The sequence below is a fragment of the Pseudomonas sp. SCB32 genome, from assembly GCF_009189165.1.
Classification (GTDB): Bacteria; Pseudomonadota; Gammaproteobacteria; order Pseudomonadales; family Pseudomonadaceae; genus Pseudomonas.
The window spans coordinates 1,751,852-1,769,709 of the sequence record NZ_CP045118.1 but is presented as its reverse complement, the minus strand read 5'-3'; the positions used below and the strand labels follow the sequence as shown (position 1 = coordinate 1,769,709).

Annotated in this window: 19 protein-coding genes; 14 read left to right on the top strand and 5 right to left on the bottom strand. The window is 65.6% G+C overall.

Features of this window, described 5'->3' with window-relative positions; translation table 11 throughout:
- Nucleotides 1-60: 60 nt before the first annotated feature.
- The gene (locus GA645_RS08415; RefSeq protein ID WP_152221735.1) at nucleotides 61-915 is read right to left on the bottom strand and encodes a glycine betaine ABC transporter substrate-binding protein; all 855 of its coding nucleotides are present in this window, start codon (nucleotides 913-915) and stop codon (nucleotides 61-63) included.
- 283 nt (nucleotides 916-1,198) lie between these two features.
- On the opposite strand from GA645_RS08415, the gene GA645_RS08410 reads away from it, so the two are divergent.
- Together GA645_RS08410 and GA645_RS08405 are read left to right on the top strand one after the other, a co-directional pair.
- On the top strand, nucleotides 1,199-1,420 hold the full coding sequence (locus tag GA645_RS08410) for a DUF2061 domain-containing protein (RefSeq protein WP_152221733.1): 222 nt from the start codon (nucleotides 1,199-1,201) through the stop codon (nucleotides 1,418-1,420).
- Nucleotides 1,421-1,500: 80 nt separating this feature from the next.
- Nucleotides 1,501-3,084: a beta (1-6) glucans synthase gene (locus tag GA645_RS08405; RefSeq protein WP_152221731.1), complete on the top strand. Its 1,584-nt coding sequence runs from the start codon at nucleotides 1,501-1,503 to the stop codon at nucleotides 3,082-3,084.
- A 1-nt stretch (nucleotide 3,085) separates the two neighbouring features.
- Here the strand turns inward: GA645_RS08405 and GA645_RS08400 are convergent, their stop codons facing one another.
- Complete coding sequence (locus tag GA645_RS08400) at nucleotides 3,086-3,451, bottom strand: hypothetical protein (RefSeq protein WP_152221729.1); 366 nt, start codon at nucleotides 3,449-3,451, stop codon at nucleotides 3,086-3,088.
- 102 nt (nucleotides 3,452-3,553) lie between these two features.
- Between GA645_RS08400 and GA645_RS08395 the strand changes: the two genes are divergently transcribed.
- From GA645_RS08395 to GA645_RS08375, 5 genes are all read left to right on the top strand, one after another.
- Nucleotides 3,554-4,120 carry a hypothetical protein gene (locus tag GA645_RS08395; protein WP_152221727.1) on the top strand — a complete coding sequence of 189 codons (567 nt, stop codon included), beginning with the start codon at nucleotides 3,554-3,556 and terminating at the stop codon, nucleotides 4,118-4,120.
- Between the two features lie 76 nt (nucleotides 4,121-4,196).
- Nucleotides 4,197-4,682 carry a GNAT family N-acetyltransferase gene (locus GA645_RS08390; protein WP_152221725.1) on the top strand — a complete coding sequence of 162 codons (486 nt, stop codon included), beginning with the start codon at nucleotides 4,197-4,199 and terminating at the stop codon, nucleotides 4,680-4,682.
- A gap of 85 nt (nucleotides 4,683-4,767) precedes the next feature.
- Complete coding sequence (locus GA645_RS08385) at nucleotides 4,768-6,117, top strand: serine/threonine protein kinase (RefSeq protein ID WP_152221723.1); 1,350 nt, start codon at nucleotides 4,768-4,770, stop codon at nucleotides 6,115-6,117.
- A 3-nt stretch (nucleotides 6,118-6,120) separates the two neighbouring features.
- Nucleotides 6,121-6,933 (top strand): VacJ family lipoprotein, encoded by an 813-nt coding sequence (locus GA645_RS08380; protein ID WP_152221721.1) that lies wholly within the window; start codon nucleotides 6,121-6,123, stop codon nucleotides 6,931-6,933.
- Nucleotides 6,934-7,072: 139 nt separating this feature from the next.
- Nucleotides 7,073-7,933: a pirin family protein gene (locus GA645_RS08375; RefSeq protein WP_152221719.1), complete on the top strand. Its 861-nt coding sequence runs from the start codon at nucleotides 7,073-7,075 to the stop codon at nucleotides 7,931-7,933.
- Between the two features lie 189 nt (nucleotides 7,934-8,122).
- Here the strand turns inward: GA645_RS08375 and GA645_RS08370 are convergent, their stop codons facing one another.
- Together GA645_RS08370 and GA645_RS08365 are read right to left on the bottom strand one after the other, a co-directional pair.
- A complete protein-coding gene (locus GA645_RS08370) occupies nucleotides 8,123-9,307 on the bottom strand; it encodes a patatin-like phospholipase family protein (RefSeq protein WP_152221718.1) in 1,185 nt (394 codons plus the stop codon).
- Between the two features lie 55 nt (nucleotides 9,308-9,362).
- Nucleotides 9,363-10,310, bottom strand: a complete 948-nt coding sequence (locus tag GA645_RS08365; protein ID WP_152221716.1) for a lipid A biosynthesis lauroyl acyltransferase — start codon at nucleotides 10,308-10,310, stop codon at nucleotides 9,363-9,365.
- Between the two features lie 145 nt (nucleotides 10,311-10,455).
- Between GA645_RS08365 and minC the strand changes: the two genes are divergently transcribed.
- The 6 genes from minC (at nucleotide 10,456) to GA645_RS08335 (ending at nucleotide 15,335) form a co-directional block, all read left to right on the top strand.
- Nucleotides 10,456-11,373, top strand: coding sequence for a septum site-determining protein MinC (minC, locus tag GA645_RS08360; RefSeq protein WP_152221714.1), 918 nt, complete (start codon nucleotides 10,456-10,458; stop codon nucleotides 11,371-11,373).
- A gap of 61 nt (nucleotides 11,374-11,434) precedes the next feature.
- Nucleotides 11,435-12,250, top strand: coding sequence for a septum site-determining protein MinD (minD, locus tag GA645_RS08355; protein ID WP_152221712.1), 816 nt, complete (start codon nucleotides 11,435-11,437; stop codon nucleotides 12,248-12,250).
- Nucleotides 12,247-12,501, top strand: a complete 255-nt coding sequence (minE, locus tag GA645_RS08350) for a cell division topological specificity factor MinE (RefSeq protein ID WP_043253957.1) — start codon at nucleotides 12,247-12,249, stop codon at nucleotides 12,499-12,501. The genes minD and minE overlap by 4 nt, the downstream gene beginning before the upstream one ends.
- Before the next feature lie 86 nt (nucleotides 12,502-12,587).
- Nucleotides 12,588-13,223, top strand: coding sequence for an RluA family pseudouridine synthase (locus tag GA645_RS08345; protein WP_152221710.1), 636 nt, complete (start codon nucleotides 12,588-12,590; stop codon nucleotides 13,221-13,223).
- Nucleotides 13,224-13,583: 360 nt separating this feature from the next.
- Nucleotides 13,584-14,873 carry a M18 family aminopeptidase gene (locus GA645_RS08340; RefSeq protein WP_152221707.1) on the top strand — a complete coding sequence of 430 codons (1,290 nt, stop codon included), beginning with the start codon at nucleotides 13,584-13,586 and terminating at the stop codon, nucleotides 14,871-14,873.
- A 60-nt stretch (nucleotides 14,874-14,933) separates the two neighbouring features.
- A complete protein-coding gene (locus tag GA645_RS08335) occupies nucleotides 14,934-15,335 on the top strand; it encodes a GFA family protein (protein ID WP_152221706.1) in 402 nt (133 codons plus the stop codon).
- Nucleotides 15,336-15,681: 346 nt separating this feature from the next.
- Here the strand turns inward: GA645_RS08335 and GA645_RS08330 are convergent, their stop codons facing one another.
- Nucleotides 15,682-16,398 carry a UTRA domain-containing protein gene (locus tag GA645_RS08330; RefSeq protein ID WP_152221703.1) on the bottom strand — a complete coding sequence of 239 codons (717 nt, stop codon included), beginning with the start codon at nucleotides 16,396-16,398 and terminating at the stop codon, nucleotides 15,682-15,684.
- 355 nt (nucleotides 16,399-16,753) lie between these two features.
- Between GA645_RS08330 and GA645_RS08325 the strand changes: the two genes are divergently transcribed.
- On the top strand, nucleotides 16,754-17,812 hold the full coding sequence (locus GA645_RS08325; RefSeq protein ID WP_152221701.1) for an ABC transporter substrate-binding protein: 1,059 nt from the start codon (nucleotides 16,754-16,756) through the stop codon (nucleotides 17,810-17,812).
- Nucleotides 17,813-17,858 lie beyond the last annotated feature (46 nt).

Sequence of the window (17,858 nt, the reverse complement as noted above, 5' to 3'; positions counted from 1 at the left end):
CCGCGAAGGCTTGGCTTCGCGAGGGATTTTCCTGTGTCAGGCGTGGCGCGATCTAAGCGCTTACAGCCACTCTTTCACGCGATCCGGATGCGCTTCGACCCACTTCTTGGCGGCCACTTCCGGCTTCTCGCCGTTCTGCACGGCGAGCATCACCTCGCCGATTTCCTGGCCGTCCTTCCACTGGAATTTCTTCAGGAAGGCCCAGACTTCAGGCGCCTTCTTCTCCAGCGCCGGGTTGGCGACGCTGTCGACGTGCTCTTCGTCGCCGTAGACCTTTTTCGGATCTTCCAGGAACTTCAGCTTCCATTTGGCGAACATCCAGTGCGGAATCCAGCCGGTTACCGCCACAGCCTTCTTGTCAGCCTCCGCACGGGTCAGCTCGGCGATCATGCCGCTGCCGGAGCTGGCCACCAGTTTGTAGTCCAGGCCGTAGTCCTTGATCGCCTGGTCGGTCTTGAGCATCACCCCGGCGCCGGCGTCGATGCCGACGATACGGCCGTCGAAATCAGCCTTCTGTGCCTTGAGGTCTTCGATGCTGTTGGCTTTCACGTAATCGGGCACGATCAGGCCGATCTTCGCGCCCGGGTAGTTCACGCCCAGGTTGACCACCTTGTCCTTCATCTTGTCGTAGTAGGCGCCGTGGGTGACCGGCAGCCAGGCCGAGAGCATGGCATCGAGTTTGCCGCGCGCCACGCCCTGCCACATGATCCCGGCCGCGACCGGCATCAGCTTGACCTGGTAGCCGAGCTTCTCGCGCATGATCTCGGCGGCCACGTGCGTGGTGGCCACGCTGTCCGACCAGCCATCAACGTAACCCAGAGTGACTTCCGGCTTGGCCGCCGCACCGGCCAGGCCCGCAGCCGCCGACAGCACCAGACCTGCGCCCAGACCTAACAGGCGTCGCATCATTCGCATGGTTTTCTCCCCGTATTTTTTGTCGGAGCGTCCGGGCGAACCCGGCGCAATTCGCGGTCTTGGCCGCCCCTCCATCATCTGCCGGGGCGGCTGGGGGGCTGCTCTGAGAACGACACGCAACGATCCGATCCACGACAGAAACCGTCCGTCCACGACCGTGCCTTTCCATCCACGACGAAGGTGACGGCCTATCGCCTCCATACAGAGGCTCGATTACCCGCAGGGGCCGCCCCGCGATAGCCTTCTCTCAACGGAGAACAATTCTCGATACGGAGAGACCGCCATGCTCAAGACCGTCACTTTCACCCTGATGCACTTCACCATCGCCTTCAGCGTGGCCTATGCCCTGACCGGCAGCATCGCCGTGGGTGGGCTGGTGGCGATCGTCGAGCCGCTGTGCAACGCCGTGGGCTTCCACTTCCACGAGAAGTTCTGGAAGCGTTTGGAGCAGGGCCGGCCGAGCGAGGCCGCGCCCGCGCAGAACTGGCTGCACCGTCACGCCTGAGTGCTCATCGGGGGCGCTGACGCCGGCCGGTGGCATTGCTAAGATGCGCGCCTCGCCACGGCTCGCGTGCCTCCGTTCCCATGCCTCAGTCCCTGCGTTTTCCGCTGCTGCCCTATTGCCTTGCCCTGCTGATCGCCATCACCGCCCTGTGTGGGCTCTGGTATGGCCTGGGCAAACCGGTGAACCTGCCCGACGCGGCGACGCCGACACACAAGTTGCAGTGCGCGTCCTACAGTCCTTTCGCCAAGGACCAGTCGCCCTTCGACAAGCCCTTCGTCCTGCGCCCCGAGCAGATGGACGCCGACCTGGCCCTGCTGGCGACGCGCTTCGACTGCGTGCGCACCTACTCCATGACCGGCCTGGAGGGCATCCCCGCCCTCGCCCGCAAGCACGGCCTGAAGCTGATGCTCGGCGCCTGGGTCAACGCCAATCCGGTCGACACCGACAGTGAAGTCGCCGCACTGATCAAGGCCGCCAACGAATACCCGGACGTGGTCCAGGCGGTGATCGTCGGCAACGAGACCCTGCTGCGCAAGGAAGTCACCGCCCGCTACCTGGCCGGACTGATCCGCCACGTGAAGTCGCAGGTGCATCAGCCGGTGACCTACGCCGACGTCTGGGAGTTCTGGCATCGCCACCCGGAGATCGGCCCGGCGGTGGACTTCGTCACCATCCACCTGCTGCCCTATTGGGAAGACAACCCCAGCGGCATCGACGACGCCCTCGCCCATGTGGCGCAGATTCGCGAAGACTTCGGCCGCGAGTTCGCGCCCAAGGACATCCTGATCGGCGAGACCGGCTGGCCCAGCGAGGGCCGCCAGCGCGAAACCGCCCTGCCCAGCCGGGTCAACGAGGCGCGCTTCATTCGCGGTTTCGTGCGCATGGCCGAGGAGCGCGGCTGGCACTACAACCTGATCGAAGCCTTCGACCAGCCCTGGAAGCGCTTGAGCGAAGGCGCGGTGGGCGGCTACTGGGGACTGTTCAGCGCCGATCGCGAGGAAAAGGGTGTGCTCGCAGGGCCGGTCAGCAACCTGCCGGGCTGGCCGATGTGGCTGGGCCTGTCCGGGCTGATCCTGGCCGGCGGTCTGCTGCTGGGCGGCCGTCCTGCGTCAACCCGCGCAGCACTGCTGCTCCCCCTGGGCGCCGCACTGGGTGGTGCCTGCATCGGTCTGTGGGCAGAGCTGGCGGTCGTCACCAGCCGCTCCTGGGACGAGTGGCTGTGGGCGGCGTGCCTGATCGGGCTGAACCTGCTGGTGTTGCTGCATCTCTGCCTGGCGCTGTCGGTGCGCCGGGGCTGGCGTGTCGACGCCTTCGACTGGCTGGAGAAGCGCGCCGGGCTCTGGCTGGCGGCGGCCGGCTTCGCCGGTGCGGTGCTGATGCTGGGCCTGGTGTTCGATGCCCGCTACCGCAGCTTCCCCAGCGTCGCGTTGCTGTTCCCGGCGCTGGTCTACCTGTGCCGACCGGTCACGGCGCCGCGCCGAGAAAGCCTGTTGCTGATCCTGTTCATCGCCCTGGGGCTTCCGGCGCAGTTGGTGCTGGAAGGCCTGAGCAACCTGCAGGCGCTGGGCTGGGCGGCGGTCAGCCTGCTGCTGCTCGGGGCGCTCTGCCGCGGCCTGCAGCAACCTCTGCCGCTCGCCAGCGGGATGCAGGCGAACGCCAGCTGAATCAGGACGGCCGCGCGCGCACCAGGCGCAGCCCGGCCAGCACTACGGCGAACACCGCAAGGCTGGTGTTGTACAGCGCCAGTGCGGGCAGCGCGGCGAACATCCCCAACGCCGCCAGGCGCCAGCCGAGGCGGCCGGGGATCAGGAAGGCCACCGCCGACAAGCCGAGCGCCAGCGTGCCGAACACGCCGAAATGGATCAGCCAGCCCAGTTGCGAACGCGCGACGCATTCCCAGCGGCTGGCCGACTCGGCGCACAACCCGACCCAGCGGCTATCTTCCATCAGCCCGAAACGCACGCCGTAACTGGCGGCCAGCCACAGCGACAACACGATCAACAGCAGGATGACGGGCATTCGACGGGGCATGGTGCCTCTCCGGGGCGAAAACGGCGCCCAGCATAACCAGCGCAATGGCCGATGCAAGAGGCGCTGCGCCTGCTTACACTGCGATCAGCGACGGAGCCCCCGATGAAGCGATCGAACCTGTTCCTGCTGGCCTGCGTGATTATCAGCTTCTGGTGGCTCTGGCCGGGCGGGCGCCCCCATGCGCCAGTGTCGCCGAGCAACGCGTTGCCCGACGGCGGTTTCCGGGTGGAGCACTACTCCATCTATCCACTGCAGGATTTCAGCATCGAAGCCCGGGTGCTGGGCCGCGAGAACTATCGCCTGGGCCGCGAGGCCGACCTCTCCCCCACCGACCTCGCCCTGGGCTGGGGACCGATGGCCGACCCGACCGTCCTCGCCGGCATTCAGATCTCCCAGGGCAATCGCTGGTACTTCTGGCGAGCCGACCCGCTGCCGATTCCACGCCGCGAAATAGAAACCCACAGTGCCAACATGCACATGATCCCCGCCAACGACAGCGTGGCCCGTACCCTGGCGCAGGTCGACAAGGGCCAGCGCATCCGCCTGAGCGGCAAACTGGTGCGCGTGGAGGGCGACGACGGCTGGCGCTGGGTCAGTTCCCTGAGTCGCGAGGACACCGGCGCCGGCGCCTGTGAACTGGTCTGGGTGGAGAGCCTGGAGCGCCTGTAGCGCCGTCGCATCGAGCAGTTGCCAGCGACGCTGGCCACGGGGCATTCTCGGGCGTCCCCTCATTCAGGTAGCCCCCATGCCACGCGTCACGCTCCGCCCTGCGGTCCCCGCCGACATCCCGCTGATCCTCGAACTGATCACCGAACTCGCCGACTACGAACGCCTCGTCCATGAGGTCAAGGCCGACGCGCAGCGCATGCACGACCACCTGTTCGGCCCGCGCCCCTACGCCGAAGTGCTGATCGGCGAGGTGGACGGCGAGCCGCAGGGCTTCGCGCTGTTCTTCCACAACTACTCCACTTGGCTCAGCCAGCCGGGCATCTACCTGGAAGACCTGTTCGTACGCCCCGCCTCCCGTGGCGCCGGACTGGGCAAGGCGCTGCTCACGGAGCTTGCGCGCCTGGCCGTGGAGCGTGGCTGCGGACGCCTGGAATGGTCCGTACTGGACTGGAACGAGCCCGCCATTGGCTTCTATGAAAGCCTGGGCGCCCGCCCGCAGGATGAATGGACCGTCTATCGCCTGACCGGCGATGCCCTGCGTGACCTGGCCCACAAGGGGTGAAGCAGCGGTAGCACTTGTCGGCAATCCGCTGGTCATATTCGCCGGTCCCCCTAGAGTTGGCTTCTTTCCGAAAGGACTCCTCACCATGAAATGTCTTTCACGCGCGGCCGTCCTGCTCGGCTGTCTCGCCCTGGCCCTCTCCGGCCCGGCGTTCAGCCGCGACGTCGACGAGGCAAGCTACGGCTTTCCGCTGACCAACCCGTTCGAGGCGACCATCGCCACGACGCCGCCGGACCTGCGCCCGCAGTTGCCCGATGACGACGACATTCGCCAGTCCGACTACGCCCTGAAGCTGCGCCCGGAACGCGAACACCAGTTGCCGGAGAACTTCTGGGCGGTGAAGAAGCTGCACTACCGCCTGGCCCAACAGGACCACCAGGCGCCACTGGTGTTCATCATCGCCGGCACCGGTGCGCCCTACTCCAGCAGCACTCCGGAATACCTCAAGCGCCTGTTCTACAGCGCCGGCTACCACGTGGTGCAGATCTCCTCGCCGACCAGCTGGGACTTCATGGCCGGAGCCTCGCAATCCGCCACGCCCGGCTATAGCCCCACCGATGCCGACGACCTTTACCGGGTGATGCAGGCGGTGCGTGCGCAGCATCCGGAACTGCCGGTCAGCGAGTACTACCTCACCGGCTACAGCCTCGGCGCCCTGCATGCTGCCTTCGTCAGCCAGCTCGACGAAACCCGCCGCAGCTTCAACTTCAAGCGCGTGCTGCTGCTCAACCCGCCGGTGAACCTCTACACCTCGGTCAGCAACCTGGACAAGATGGTGCAGACCCGGGTCAAGGGCATCAACGACTCCAAGACCTTCTACCAGGTGGTGCTGAGCAAGCTGTCGCGCTACTTCAAGCAGAAGGGCTACATCGACCTCAACGACGCCTTCGTCTACGAGCTGCAGCAGTCCAAGCAGCATCTCTCCAACGAAGAAATGGCGATGCTGATCGGCACGGTGTTCCGCTTCTCGGCCGCCGACATGGCCTTCACCTCCGACCTGATCAACCGCCGTGGCCTGATCACCCCGCCGAACTTCCCGATCAAGGAAGGCACCAGCCTCGAACCCTTCTTCAGGCGCGCCATGCAATGCGACTTCGAGTGCTACCTGACCGACCAGTTGATCCCGGTCTGGCGCGCCCACGGCAAGGGCAACAGCCTGCCGCAGATGATCCAGCAGGTGAGCCTCTACGCCCTGCAGGACTACCTGCACGACAGCCCGAAGATCGCCGTGATGCACAACGCCGACGACGTCATCCTCGGCCCGGGCGACATTGGTTTCCTGCGCCGCACCTTCGGCGAGCGCCTGACGCTCTACCCGCTCGGCGGCCACTGCGGAAACCTCAACTACCGCGTGAACGCCCAGGACATGCTGGCGTTCTTCAAAGGACAGGATGCGCAGGCCCCGGGCCTGGCAACCGCGCAGACAGGGAACTGACCCATGCCATTCCGCTCTTCCTGGATTTTCGTCCTGGCGCTGTGCTGCGGCCTGGCACAAGCCGACGACAACCTGAAGTTCACCTCCCGCAGCAGCGACAGCTTCTCCGAGCCGCCGCAGGCCGACGGCTTCAAGCACCCGATGGATGCCCTGAAGTTCAACCCCGGCCTGGACCAGCGCGAATTCGAGCGCGCGACCCTGGACGCCCTCAACGTCTACGACCCCTGGGAGTCGTGGAACCGCCGCGTCTACCACTTCAACTACCGCTTCGACGAGTGGGTGTTCCTGCCCGTGGTCCACGGCTACGAATACGTCACCCCGCGCTTCGTACGCACCGGCGTGAGCAACTTCTTCAGCAACCTGGGCGAAGTAACGACGCTGCTCAACAACATCGGCCAGCTCCGCCCCGAACGGGCGGCGAACAGCACCGCGCGGCTGCTGTTCAACACCATCTTCGGTGTCGCCGGCCTCTGGGACCCGGCCACCGCCATGGGCCTGCCGAAAGTCAGCGAGGACTTCGGCCAGACCCTGGGCTACTGGGGCGTACCGGCGGGTCCTTACCTGATGCTGCCGATCCTCGGTCCTTCCAACCTGCGCGATACCGGTGGCCTGGCGACCGACTTCGTGGCGGCGCGCGAGGTGGACTACCTCAACACCGCCAGCCTTGGCCGCGAGTACTGGGAACTGCCGGTGCTGCAGATCATCGACAAGCGCTACAGCAACGACTTCCGCTACGGCCAGACCAACTCCCCGTTCGAGTACGAGAAGCTGCGCTACGTCTATACCGAAGCGCGCAAGCTGCAGATCCAGGAGTGATCCGAAACCGCCGCCTTTCGCGGCGGTTTCTTTTTCCGCAAAAACATCCATAAATTCGATTGTTTTGGCAGAAAACTCTCAACCATTGATCCATCATTCAGGACTAGGATGTCCTCATTCACTGATCAAGGAGGTTTCCATGACCCGTTTGCGTACGCTGATCGACCAACACATCGGCCACCCCGCCTCCGACGGCGCTGGTGTGCGCCTGACCCGCGTGATCGGCGGCCCCGGCATCGAGCGCTTCGATCCGTTCCTGATGCTCGACCAGTTCGACACGCAGAACCCGGACGACTACATCGCCGGCTTCCCGGCCCACCCGCACCGTGGCTTCGAGACTGTCACCTACATGCTCGAAGGGCGCATGCGCCATGAGGACCACCTGGGCAACCGCGGCCTGCTCAAGCCCGGCGGCGTACAGTGGATGACCGCTGCCCACGGCATCATCCACAGCGAGATGCCCGAGCAGGAAGAAGGCGCCATGCGCGGCTTCCAGTTGTGGCTGAACCTGCCGGCGAAAGACAAGCTGTCCCCGGCCGGCTATCGCGACATCGAACCGGAAGACGTACCGCGCACCACTACCGCGCAAGGCGTCGGCGTCACCGTGATCGCCGGCCGCTTCGACGATGGTGAAACCACGCTGGACGGCGCCGTGCAACGTCCCGGCACCGAGCCGCATTACTACGACCTGGAGCTGCCGGCGGGGGCCTCGGTCAACCCGCGCATTCCGGCGGGGCACAGGGTGATGCTGTATGTCTACGAAGGCTCGCTGAAAGTGCCGGGCGAGCGCGGCGACGAGAGCGTGGCCACCAACCGCCTGGTGCGGCTCGGCCAGGGCGACGAGATCCAGCTCTCCAGCGAGAGCGGCGCGCGGGTCCTGCTGCTGGCCGGCAAGCCGCTTAACGAGCCGATCGTGCAGTACGGTCCCTTCGTGATGAACAGCCGCGAAGAGATCGAGCAGGCGCTGCGTGATTATCGCGATGGTGTGTTCGCCGTCTGACGCTCTCGTAGGGCGTATAACCGCTCGCGGTTATACGCCGGTATGCCCCCTGTAGAAGCGGGCCATGCCCGCGATTCGCGCGCATGGCGCGCTCCTACAGGTAGGTACCGTGCGCTCCCGTAGGAGCGCCTCTTATCCGCGATCTGGCCGCAAGGCCGGTAAGCCACCCGTCACGTACCGCGCTCGGCCCTACAGCGACCACTCCTCCATCCCCAGAAAGCGCGTCAGTTCGGCGCGCTTTTCCATGGCATCGCGATACCCCAGGTCGATCAGCGCATTGCAGTAGCCCGGCTCGAACAGCAGGTAGCTCAGCACGCCCGCCCCGCTCGCCTTGGTCGCCCCCGGCCCACGCAGGAACAGGCGCAGCGCGCGTGGCAACTCGTGGCGGTACTCGGCGGCGATCTCGTCCAGTGGCCTGCTCGGCGAGATCAGCAGCACGTCGACCGGTTGCAGCCCCAGCGCCGCGCGGCGCTTACCCTCCGGCACCAGCGAACTGAGGAAGTTGATCCGGTGCAGTAGCTCGATGTCACCTTCCAGGCTGTCGATGAAGGTGCTGTTGAGCAGATGGATACCCACCTGCGCCAGACTCGGCGGCTGACCGGTGCGGTAATTGGCCACCGTGTCGTTGGCGCTGCCCATGGTCGGGTTGCCACTCACGCCAATCACCAGCACGCGATTGGCGCCCAGGTGCAATGCGGGACTGATCGGCGCCTGCTGGCGCACCGCGCCGTCGCCGAAGAACTCGCGATTGACCTTCACCGGGGCGAACAACAGGGGAATCGCCGAGCTGGCGAGCAGGTGCTCCAGGCCCAGGCGTGTCGGCACGCCGACGCGCCGATGGCGCAGCCAGGGATCGATGGTGGCGCGCCCCTGGTAAAAGGTCACCGCCTGGCCGGATTCGTAGCCGAACGCGGTGACCGCCACCGCGCGCAGGTTGCGACGGCGCACGGCGGCGGCAATGCCGGTGAAGTCCAGTTCGCGCTCCAGCAGGTAGCGCAATGGCGTGCTGTCCAGCAACGCCACCGGCTGGCGCTTGCCCAGCCCTAGCAGGCTGTGGCCAAGGAACTTGAAGGCCTGGCCGATCACCCCCAACCAGTCGGCGCGATACACCTGGCCGGTGCGAAAGCCCTTCCAGACCTGAGTCAGGCGCTGGACTGCCGTCGGGAAGGACAACGCCCCGCAGGCCAGCCCGACCGCATTGATCGCCCCGGCCGACGTGCCGACGATCACTGGAAAGGGATTCTCGGCCCCCTGCGGCAACAGCTCGGCGATCGCCGCCAGAACGCCGACCTGATACGCCGCCCGCGCCCCACCACCGGAGAGGATGAGGCCAGTTACGGCTGGGGGTGTCGCAGGGCTGGTGGAGTCCGTCACGATCGAAGTCCTTGTCACGTCGTTTCCAGCTTAGGTCGCCTCGGCGCGACGGGACCTACTTCCTTCTCTTGCGCTTGCGCTTGGGGTAGAGCTTGGGCTCGCCCTCGGGGCGGCTCTTGAAGCGGCGGTGCGCCCACAGGTACTGCTCGGGCTGGCGGCGGATCTCCTGCTCGACCCACTGGTTGACACGCAGGCAATCGGCTTCCTCGCTCTCGCCGGGGAAGTCCTCCAGCGGCGGGTGGATGGTCAGGCGATAACCGGAACCGTCAGCCAGGCGCGACTGGGTAAAGGGGCACACCAGCGCACGGCCCAGGCGGGCGAACTTGGTGGTGGCGGTGACGGTCGCCGCCTGGATGCCGAACAACGGCACGAAGACGCTCTGCTTGGCGCCATAGTCCTGATCCGGCGCATACCAGATGGCGCGGCCGGCGCGCAGCACCTTGAGCATGGAACGCACGTCCTCGCGCTCGATGGCGGTGGCGTCGGCGTTGTGCCGTTCACGGCCGGCGCGCTGGACGAAGTCGAATACCGGGTTGTCATGCTCGCGGTACATGCCATCGATGGTCTGGACCTGACCGAGCAGCGCCGCGCCGATTTCCAGGGTGGTGAAGTGCATGGCCATGAGGATCACGCCCTTGCCTTCGGCCTCGGCCTTGCGCAAGTGCTCCAGGCCCTCGATGTGCGCAAGCTTCGCCAGGCGCGCCTTCGGCCACCACCAGCTCATGGCCATCTCGAAGAAGGCGATGCCGGTGGACGCGAAGTTTTCCTTCAGCAGCCGCTTGCGCTCGGCCAGCGGCAGCTCCGGAAAGCACAGCTCCAGGTTACGCGCGACGATTTCCCCGCGGCTGCCGACCAGGTGGTACATCACGGCGCCGAGCACGCGCCCCAGCCAGAGCAGCACCGGATATGGCAGCTGCACCACCAGCCAGAGCGCGCCAAGGCCGAGCCAGAGCGGCCAGTGGCGGGGATGGAGGAACTCACGGCGAAAGGTGGGGCGGTCCATGGAACTTTCCGGTCACGGTCAAAGCCGGACATTCTACCTTGCCGATACGCCCCTTGCCTGCACGAGAGACCTAGCAATCCGCCACGCTTGCGGCTACCGGGGCGGTCCGCTATAAGTCCAACCCATTTAATGACGCAGTCCGACCATGAGCCAAGCTGACCTTCTCGACCACGACCCCGTATTCCAGCTCAAGGGCAGCATGCTCGCCGTCACCGTTCTGGAACTGGCCCACAACGACCTGCCGCGCCTAGACCGTCAGCTCGCCGACAAGGTCGCCCAGGCGCCGAACTTCTTCCGTGGCACCCCGCTGGTGCTGGCGCTGGACAAGTTGCCCGACGGCGAGGGCCAGCTCGACCTGCAGGGCGTGCTGGATATCTGCCGCCGCCACGGCCTGCGTACCCTGGCGATCCGCGCCAGCCGCGAGGAAGACATTCGCCTGGCCACCATGTTCGACATCCCGGTGCTGCCGCCATCCGGTTCGTCCCGTGAACGCGTTGTCGAGGCGAAGGACCCGGCCGCCCCGCTGACCGGTGCCACCCCGGTGCGCCGTACGCGCAGCGAGCGCCTTTCCGAAAAGGCCGTGGAGCAGGCAGCCGGCAGCGCCACCGCCCAGACGGAAAAGCCCGCCGAGGAAGGCGCCGAGAAGCCGGCGGAAGTCCAAACCGCCCAGCCCCAGGAACCGGCGAAGGACGCCGCACCGGAAAAACCGGCCGAGCCGCCGGCACCGGTCGTCCGTCCGACCAAGCTGGTGACCACGCCGGTGCGTGGCGGCGTACAGATCTATGCCGCCGGCGGCGACCTGATCGTGCTGGCCCCGGTCAGCCCGGGAGCGGAACTTCTCGCCGACGGAAATATCCATGTGTACGGTCCGATGCGCGGTCGTGCCCTGGCCGGTGTCAAGGGCGACACCAGCGCACGGATTTTCTGCCAGCAACTGGCCGCGGAACTCGTGTCCATCGCTGGTAATTACAAGGTCGCCGAAGACCTTCGACGCAGTCCGCAATGGGGGCAGGCGGTGCACGTCAGCCTGTCGGGTGATGTGTTGAACATCACCCGCCTTTAACGGATACTGCCGCGACTTTCAGGGACCAGAATTCTTCGTTTTTTCTTTGGGGTGAATCACCTTGGCCAAGATCCTCGTAGTCACTTCCGGTAAGGGTGGCGTCGGTAAAACCACCACCAGCGCAGCCATCGGCACCGGCCTGGCCCTGCGCGGCCACAAGACCGTCATCGTCGACTTCGACGTGGGCCTGCGTAACCTCGACCTGATCATGGGCTGCGAACGCCGCGTGGTGTATGACTTCGTCAACGTCATCAATGGCGAGGCGACCCTCACCCAGGCCCTGATCAAGGACAAGCGCCTCGAAAACCTGTTCGTGCTGGCCGCCAGCCAGACCCGCGACAAGGACGCCCTTACCCAGGAAGGCGTCGGCAAGGTGATGGCAGAGCTCAAGCAATCCTTCGACTACATCATTTGCGACTCGCCGGCGGGCATCGAGAAAGGCGCCCACCTGGCCATGTACTACGCCGATGAGGCGATCGTCGTGACCAACCCGGAAGTCTCTTCGGTCCGCGACTCCGACCGCATGCTGGGCCTGCTGGCAAGCAAGTCCGCCCGCGCCGAGAAAGGCGAGGACCCGATCAAGGAACACCTGCTGCTGACCCGCTACAACCCCGAGCGCGTCACCAAGGGCGAAATGCTGGGCGTCGAAGACGTCGAGGAAATCCTGGCCATCCGCCTGCTCGGCGTGATCCCGGAATCCCAGGCCGTGCTCAAGGCTTCCAACCAGGGCGTACCGGTCATCCTCGACGAAGAAAGCGACGCTGGCCAGGCGTACAGCGACGCAGTAGAGCGCCTGCTGGGCAAAGAGATGCCGCATCGATTCCTCGATGTGCAGAAGAAAGGATTCCTGCAACGACTGTTCGGAGGACGTGAATGAGCCTTTTAGATTTCTTCCGCAGCCGGAAGGCGCAATCCAGCGCCTCCATCGCGAAAGAAAGACTCCAGATCATCGTCGCCCATGAGCGCGGCAACCGTTCGCAACCGGACTACCTCCCGCAGCTGCAGAAAGACCTGCTGGAAGTGATCCGCAAATACGTCCCCATCGACCAGGAACAAGTCCAGGTCGAACTGGCCAACCAGGGCAGCTGTTCGATCCTGGAACTCAACATCACCCTGCCGGAGCGTTGATCCGGTAGTGGTGGATCTGCGGCGGCTTCGGCCGCCGCAGTCGTTTTCGTCCCTTTTTTTCGCGTACACGTCGCACAAGAGCTTCCATGCCGCTTTCCCAGATCGAATTCGTCCATGAGGACGCCGCCCTGCTGGTGGTGAACAAGCCCACCCTGCTGCTTTCCGTGCCCGGTCGCGCGGACGACAACAAGGACTGCCTGATCACCCGCCTGCAGGAAAATGGCTATCCGGAAGCACGCATCGTCCATCGCCTGGACTGGGAGACCTCCGGCCTGATCGTCCTCGCTCGCGACGCCGACAGCCACCGCGAGTTGTCCCGGCAGTTCCACGATCGTGAGACGGAGAAGGCCTACACCGCGTTGTGCTGGGGCGAACCGGAGCTGGACAGCGGCCGCATCGAAGCGCCCCTGCGCTATGACCCGCCGACCAAACCGCGTCATGTGGTGGACTTCGAGCAGGGTCGACATGCGCTGACCTTCTGGCGCGTCATGGAGCGCCATGGCAACTGGAGCCGCGTGGAGCTCACGCCCATCACCGGTCGCTCGCACCAGCTGCGTGTGCACATGCTGAGCATCGGTCACCCGTTGCTGGGCGACCGCCTGTATGCCGAAGGCGAAGCCCTCACCCTGCGCGACCGCCTGTGCCTGCACGCCAGCATGCTGGCCCTGACCCATCCGCAGACCGGCGAGCGTCTGCGCTTCGAGTCGCCCGCGCCGTTCTGACGTTTCCGACTGACGCAGGAGCGGACTCCGTCCGCGATTGACTTCCGGCGCGATGCGCGACTATCGCGGACAAAGTGCGCTCCTACATTGTTTCTGGGTGATACCCCTTCGGGACAGCGCTTGCGCTGAGCGCACTTCAGTGCGGCCCGAAGGGTGAGCACAGCGAATAGCCCAAAAGACATTTGCTCATACGCGAGTTCCCACCTTCAGGAGCGGGCCATGCCCGCGATCGCGCCCATGGGGGCTCCTACAAGGCCCGGTTGATACGCCGGTGAGTCGGCGCCCAATGACACGCCTCGACAGGCCGCAGATTCCCGCATTTACGTTAAACTTCCGGCCATTCGCTGTCCGGAGTTACCCATGCGTGCAGAACTCAACCAGGGCCTGATCGACTTCCTCGCGGCCTCCCCTACGCCCTTCCACGCCACCCAGGCCCTCGCCCGTCGGCTTGAAGAAGCCGGCTACCATCGCCTGGACGAGCGCGATGCCTGGCGTACCGAAGCCGGTGGCCGCTACTACGTCACCCGCAACGACTCCTCGCTGATCGCCTTCAAGCTCGGCACTGCACCGCTGCTGGAGAGCGGCCTGCGCCTGGTCGGCGCGCACACCGACAGCCCCTGCCTGCGGGTCAAGCCCAATCCCGAGCTGGTGCGCCAGGGTTACTGGCAGCTGGGTGTCGAGGTCTACGGCGGCGCACTGTTCGCCCCCTGGTTCGACCGCGACCTGTCCCTGGCCGGCCGGGTCACCTTCCGCCTCGCCGGCAAGGTCGAAAGCCGCCTGATCGACTTCAAGGCACCGATTGCCGTGATCCCCAACCTGGCCATCCACCTCAACCGTGAGGCCAACATGGGCTGGGCGATCAACGCGCAGACCGAACTACCGCCGATCCTGGCCCAGGTCTCCGCCGGCGAGGGCCGCGACTTCCGCGACCTGCTCGGCGAGCAGCTGCAGCTGGAGCACGGCATTACCGCCGACGCCATCCTCGACTACGAGCTGAGCTTCTACGACACCCAGCGTGCAGCCGTAATCGGCCTCGACCAGGCCTTCATTGCCGGCGCCCGCCTGGACAACCTGCTGTCATGCTACGCCGGCCTGCAAGCCCTGCTGGCCAGCGACAACGAGCAGAGTGGCGTACTGGTCTGCACCGACCACGAAGAAGTCGGCTCCTGCTCCGCCTGCGGCGCCGATGGCCCGTTCCTCGAACAGGTGCTGCGCCGCGTGCTGCCGGAGAACGACGTCTATACCCGCGCCGTACAGCGCTCGCTGCTGGTTTCGGCCGACAACGCCCACGGCGTGCACCCCAACTACGCCGACAAGCACGATGCCAACCATGGCCCGAAGCTCAACGGCGGCCCGGTGATCAAGATCAACAGCAACCAGCGCTACGCCACCAACAGCGAGACCGCCGGTTTCTTCCGCCACCTGTGCCTGGAAAACGAAGTGCCGGTGCAGAGCTTCGTGACCCGCAGCGACATGGGTTGCGGCTCGACCATCGGCCCGATCACCGCCAGCCAGATCGGCGTGCGCACCGTGGACATCGGCCTGCCGACCTTCGCCATGCACTCCATCCGCGAACTGGCCGGCAGCCAGGACCTGCACTACCTGACCAAGGTACTCAGCGCCTTCTACGACAGCGCCGACCTGCCCTGACCCGAAGGCCCGGCACCCGCCGGGCTTTTTTATTACGGACAGTCATTGCGGAGACCGATCATGCCTTTCAACGGAAGCTGCCTGTGCGGCGACATCGCCTACCAGATCGATGGCCTGGACATGCCGATCGGCCATTGCCATTGCCACACCTGCCAGAAGGCGCACTCCGCCGCCTTCGCCACCACGGCAGGGGTGATGCGCGAGCACTTCCGCTGGACGCGTGGCGAGGACAAGGTGGCGGCGTATGAATCGTCGCCCGGCAAGCTGCGCAAGTTCTGCCCGCGTTGCGGGACGCAGCTGCTCGCCGAGCGCGACGGCCAGCCTCACGTCATCGTGCGCGTGGCGAGCCTCGACGACGATCCGGGCGCGAGACCGGCCCGACACATCTGGGTATCCCATGACCGGCCCTGGCTGGCGCAGGACGGGATTCCGGCTTACCCGGAGTGGAATCCGGATCGCTGAAGCGAACCTGTAGGAGCGCGCCATGCGCGCGATCGCCGACATGGACGATTTACGTTGTTTTCTGGGCTCCCGCGTTCGCGGGAGTGACGGTGTCATGCCGCGCAAACGTCTTCCCCGCAAGCGCGGGAGTGGCGGTGTCATGCCCCCGCAAACGTCGTCCCCGCGAACGCGGGAGTGACGGTGTCATGCCCCTGCAAACGTCATCCCCGCGAACGCGGGAGTGACGGTGTCATGCCCCCGCAAACGTCATCCCCGCGAACGCGGGAGTGGCGGTGTCATGCCCCCGCAAACGTCATCCCCGCGAACGCGGGGACCCAGAGAAGATTGATGCCGACAGGGGCCGCCATCAGTCCGGCACTTCCACGCTCACATGAATGGCATCATGCCGCCAGAACTCCAGGTCGCAGTCGATGATCCGCCCGTGCTGGTCGCGGTTTATGCGGGTGATGCGCAGCGCCGGGCTGCCTTCGGCGACGCGCAGCACGCTGGCCGCCTCGCCATGCAGGGCGGTGGGCACCATGTCGAAGCGCACGCGACCATAGCGAATGTCGTAGCGGCTACCGTACAACTCGGTCAGGGAACAGGTGAGGTCGCAGTCTAGAATGCCGGGGAAGTACGCCGGGTTCAGGTAGTGCTCGACGTACAGCACCAGCCTGCTGTCCACCCGCCGCAATCGGCGGATCTGGTACACGCTGGATAGCGCCGGCAGCTCCAGCAGCTCGCAGATCGCGGCACTGGCGGGAATCTGCCGGGCCGACAGCACTTCGGTAGCCGGCACCCGTCCCTGTCCCTCCACCATCGCGTGGTAGTGGCTGCGCACCAGCGGGTTGTAGAGCAGGCGCGGCGGCGAGACGAACCAGCCACGGCGTTCCTCGCGATAGATCAGCCCCTGGGCCTCCAACTGGCCCAGCGCTTCGCGCAAGGTGATCCGCGTGGTATCGAACAGTTCGCTCAGCTTGCGCTCGGCCGGCAGCTTGCCGCCGGCACTGAGCAGCCCGCTGTCTATCTGTTCGATCAGTGCCCGGCAGATCGCCGTCACCGTGGGTAGCGCCGTGTCGCGCATGCCGACTCCTATCTTGGCCTAGTCCAGCCCCGAAACGGGGCATTTCGCTGCTCGTGCGGGGCCTCTTCATCCTAGGAAAGTCCCGTGACGGTCCCGTGACAACCAGCTTTCGAGCAGCACCCGTGCCAGCGCAAGAAAACAGCGTAGCCCAATGAAACCGGGGCATTGGCGATGGTCTACGCTTTCTGCGGATGCCCCGCCAAACAGCCCCGCCGCCCAGGCCCGCGCCAGGCCGGACATCAAACTGTCATCCGGGCCGCATAGATTGGCCTGGGTCTGCTGATCTAGACCACTTGTTTCCCCGCGTCGGCGGATGCCGGACACGGACCTACCCTAACGATCGAAGGAGCACCGAATGAAACGCTTGCTTGCTTCACTGCTGGGATCGGCCATTGCCATCGGCAGTGGCCTCGCCATGGCGGCCGACGCCAACCTGCAATCGCTGGAAGCCGCCGCCCGCAAGGAAGGCCAGGTCAACAGCGTGGGCATGCCCGACAGTTGGGCGAACTGGAAAGACACCTGGAAGGACCTGGAAAGCAAGTACGGCTTGAAGCACATGGATACCGACATGAGCTCGGCCCAGGAGCTGGCCAAGTTCAAGGCCGAGGGCGAGAACGCCAGCGCCGACATCGGCGACGTCGGTGCCGCCTTCGGGCCGATCGCCGTGCAGCAGAACGTCAGCCAGCCCTACAAGCCGAGCACCTGGGACCAGGTGCCGGAGTGGGCCAAGGACAAGGACGGCCATTGGGCGCTGGCCTACACCGGCACCATCGCCTTCATCGTCAACAAGCAGCTGGTGAAGGACGTGCCGCACAGCTGGGCCGACCTGCTCAAGGGCAAGTACAAGGTCACCATTGGTGACGTGAGTGCCGCGGCCCAGGCGGTCAACGGCGTGCTGGCGGCGAGCATCGCCAACGGCGGCGACGAGAAGAACATCAAGCCGGGCCTGGAGTTCTTCGCGCAGATCGCCAAGCAGGGCCGCCTGTCGCTGACCAACCCGGTGATCAACACCCTGGAGAAGGGTGAAGTGGAAGTCGGCATCGTCTGGGACTTCAACGGCCTGAGCTACCGCGACCAGATCGACCCGTCGCGCTTCGAGGTGCTGATCCCCTCCGACGGTTCGGTGATCTCCGGCTACACCACCATCATCAACAAGTACGCCAAGAACCCGAACGCCGCCAAGCTCGCCCGCGAGTACATCTTCAGCGACGCCGGCCAGATCAACCTGGCCAAGGGCAATGCCCGTCCGATCCGCGCCGAGCACCTGACCCTGCCGGCCGAGGTGAAGGCCAAGCTGCTGCCCAACGAGCAGTACGCCAAGGCCCAGCCGATCAAGGACGCCAAGGCCTGGGAAGAGACCTCCAAGCGTCTGCCGCGCATGTGGCAGGAAAACGTCATCATCAACATGCAGTAACGCCCGGCCGCCCCGGTTCGCCGGGGCGGTTTCGCGTTCCGAAAAG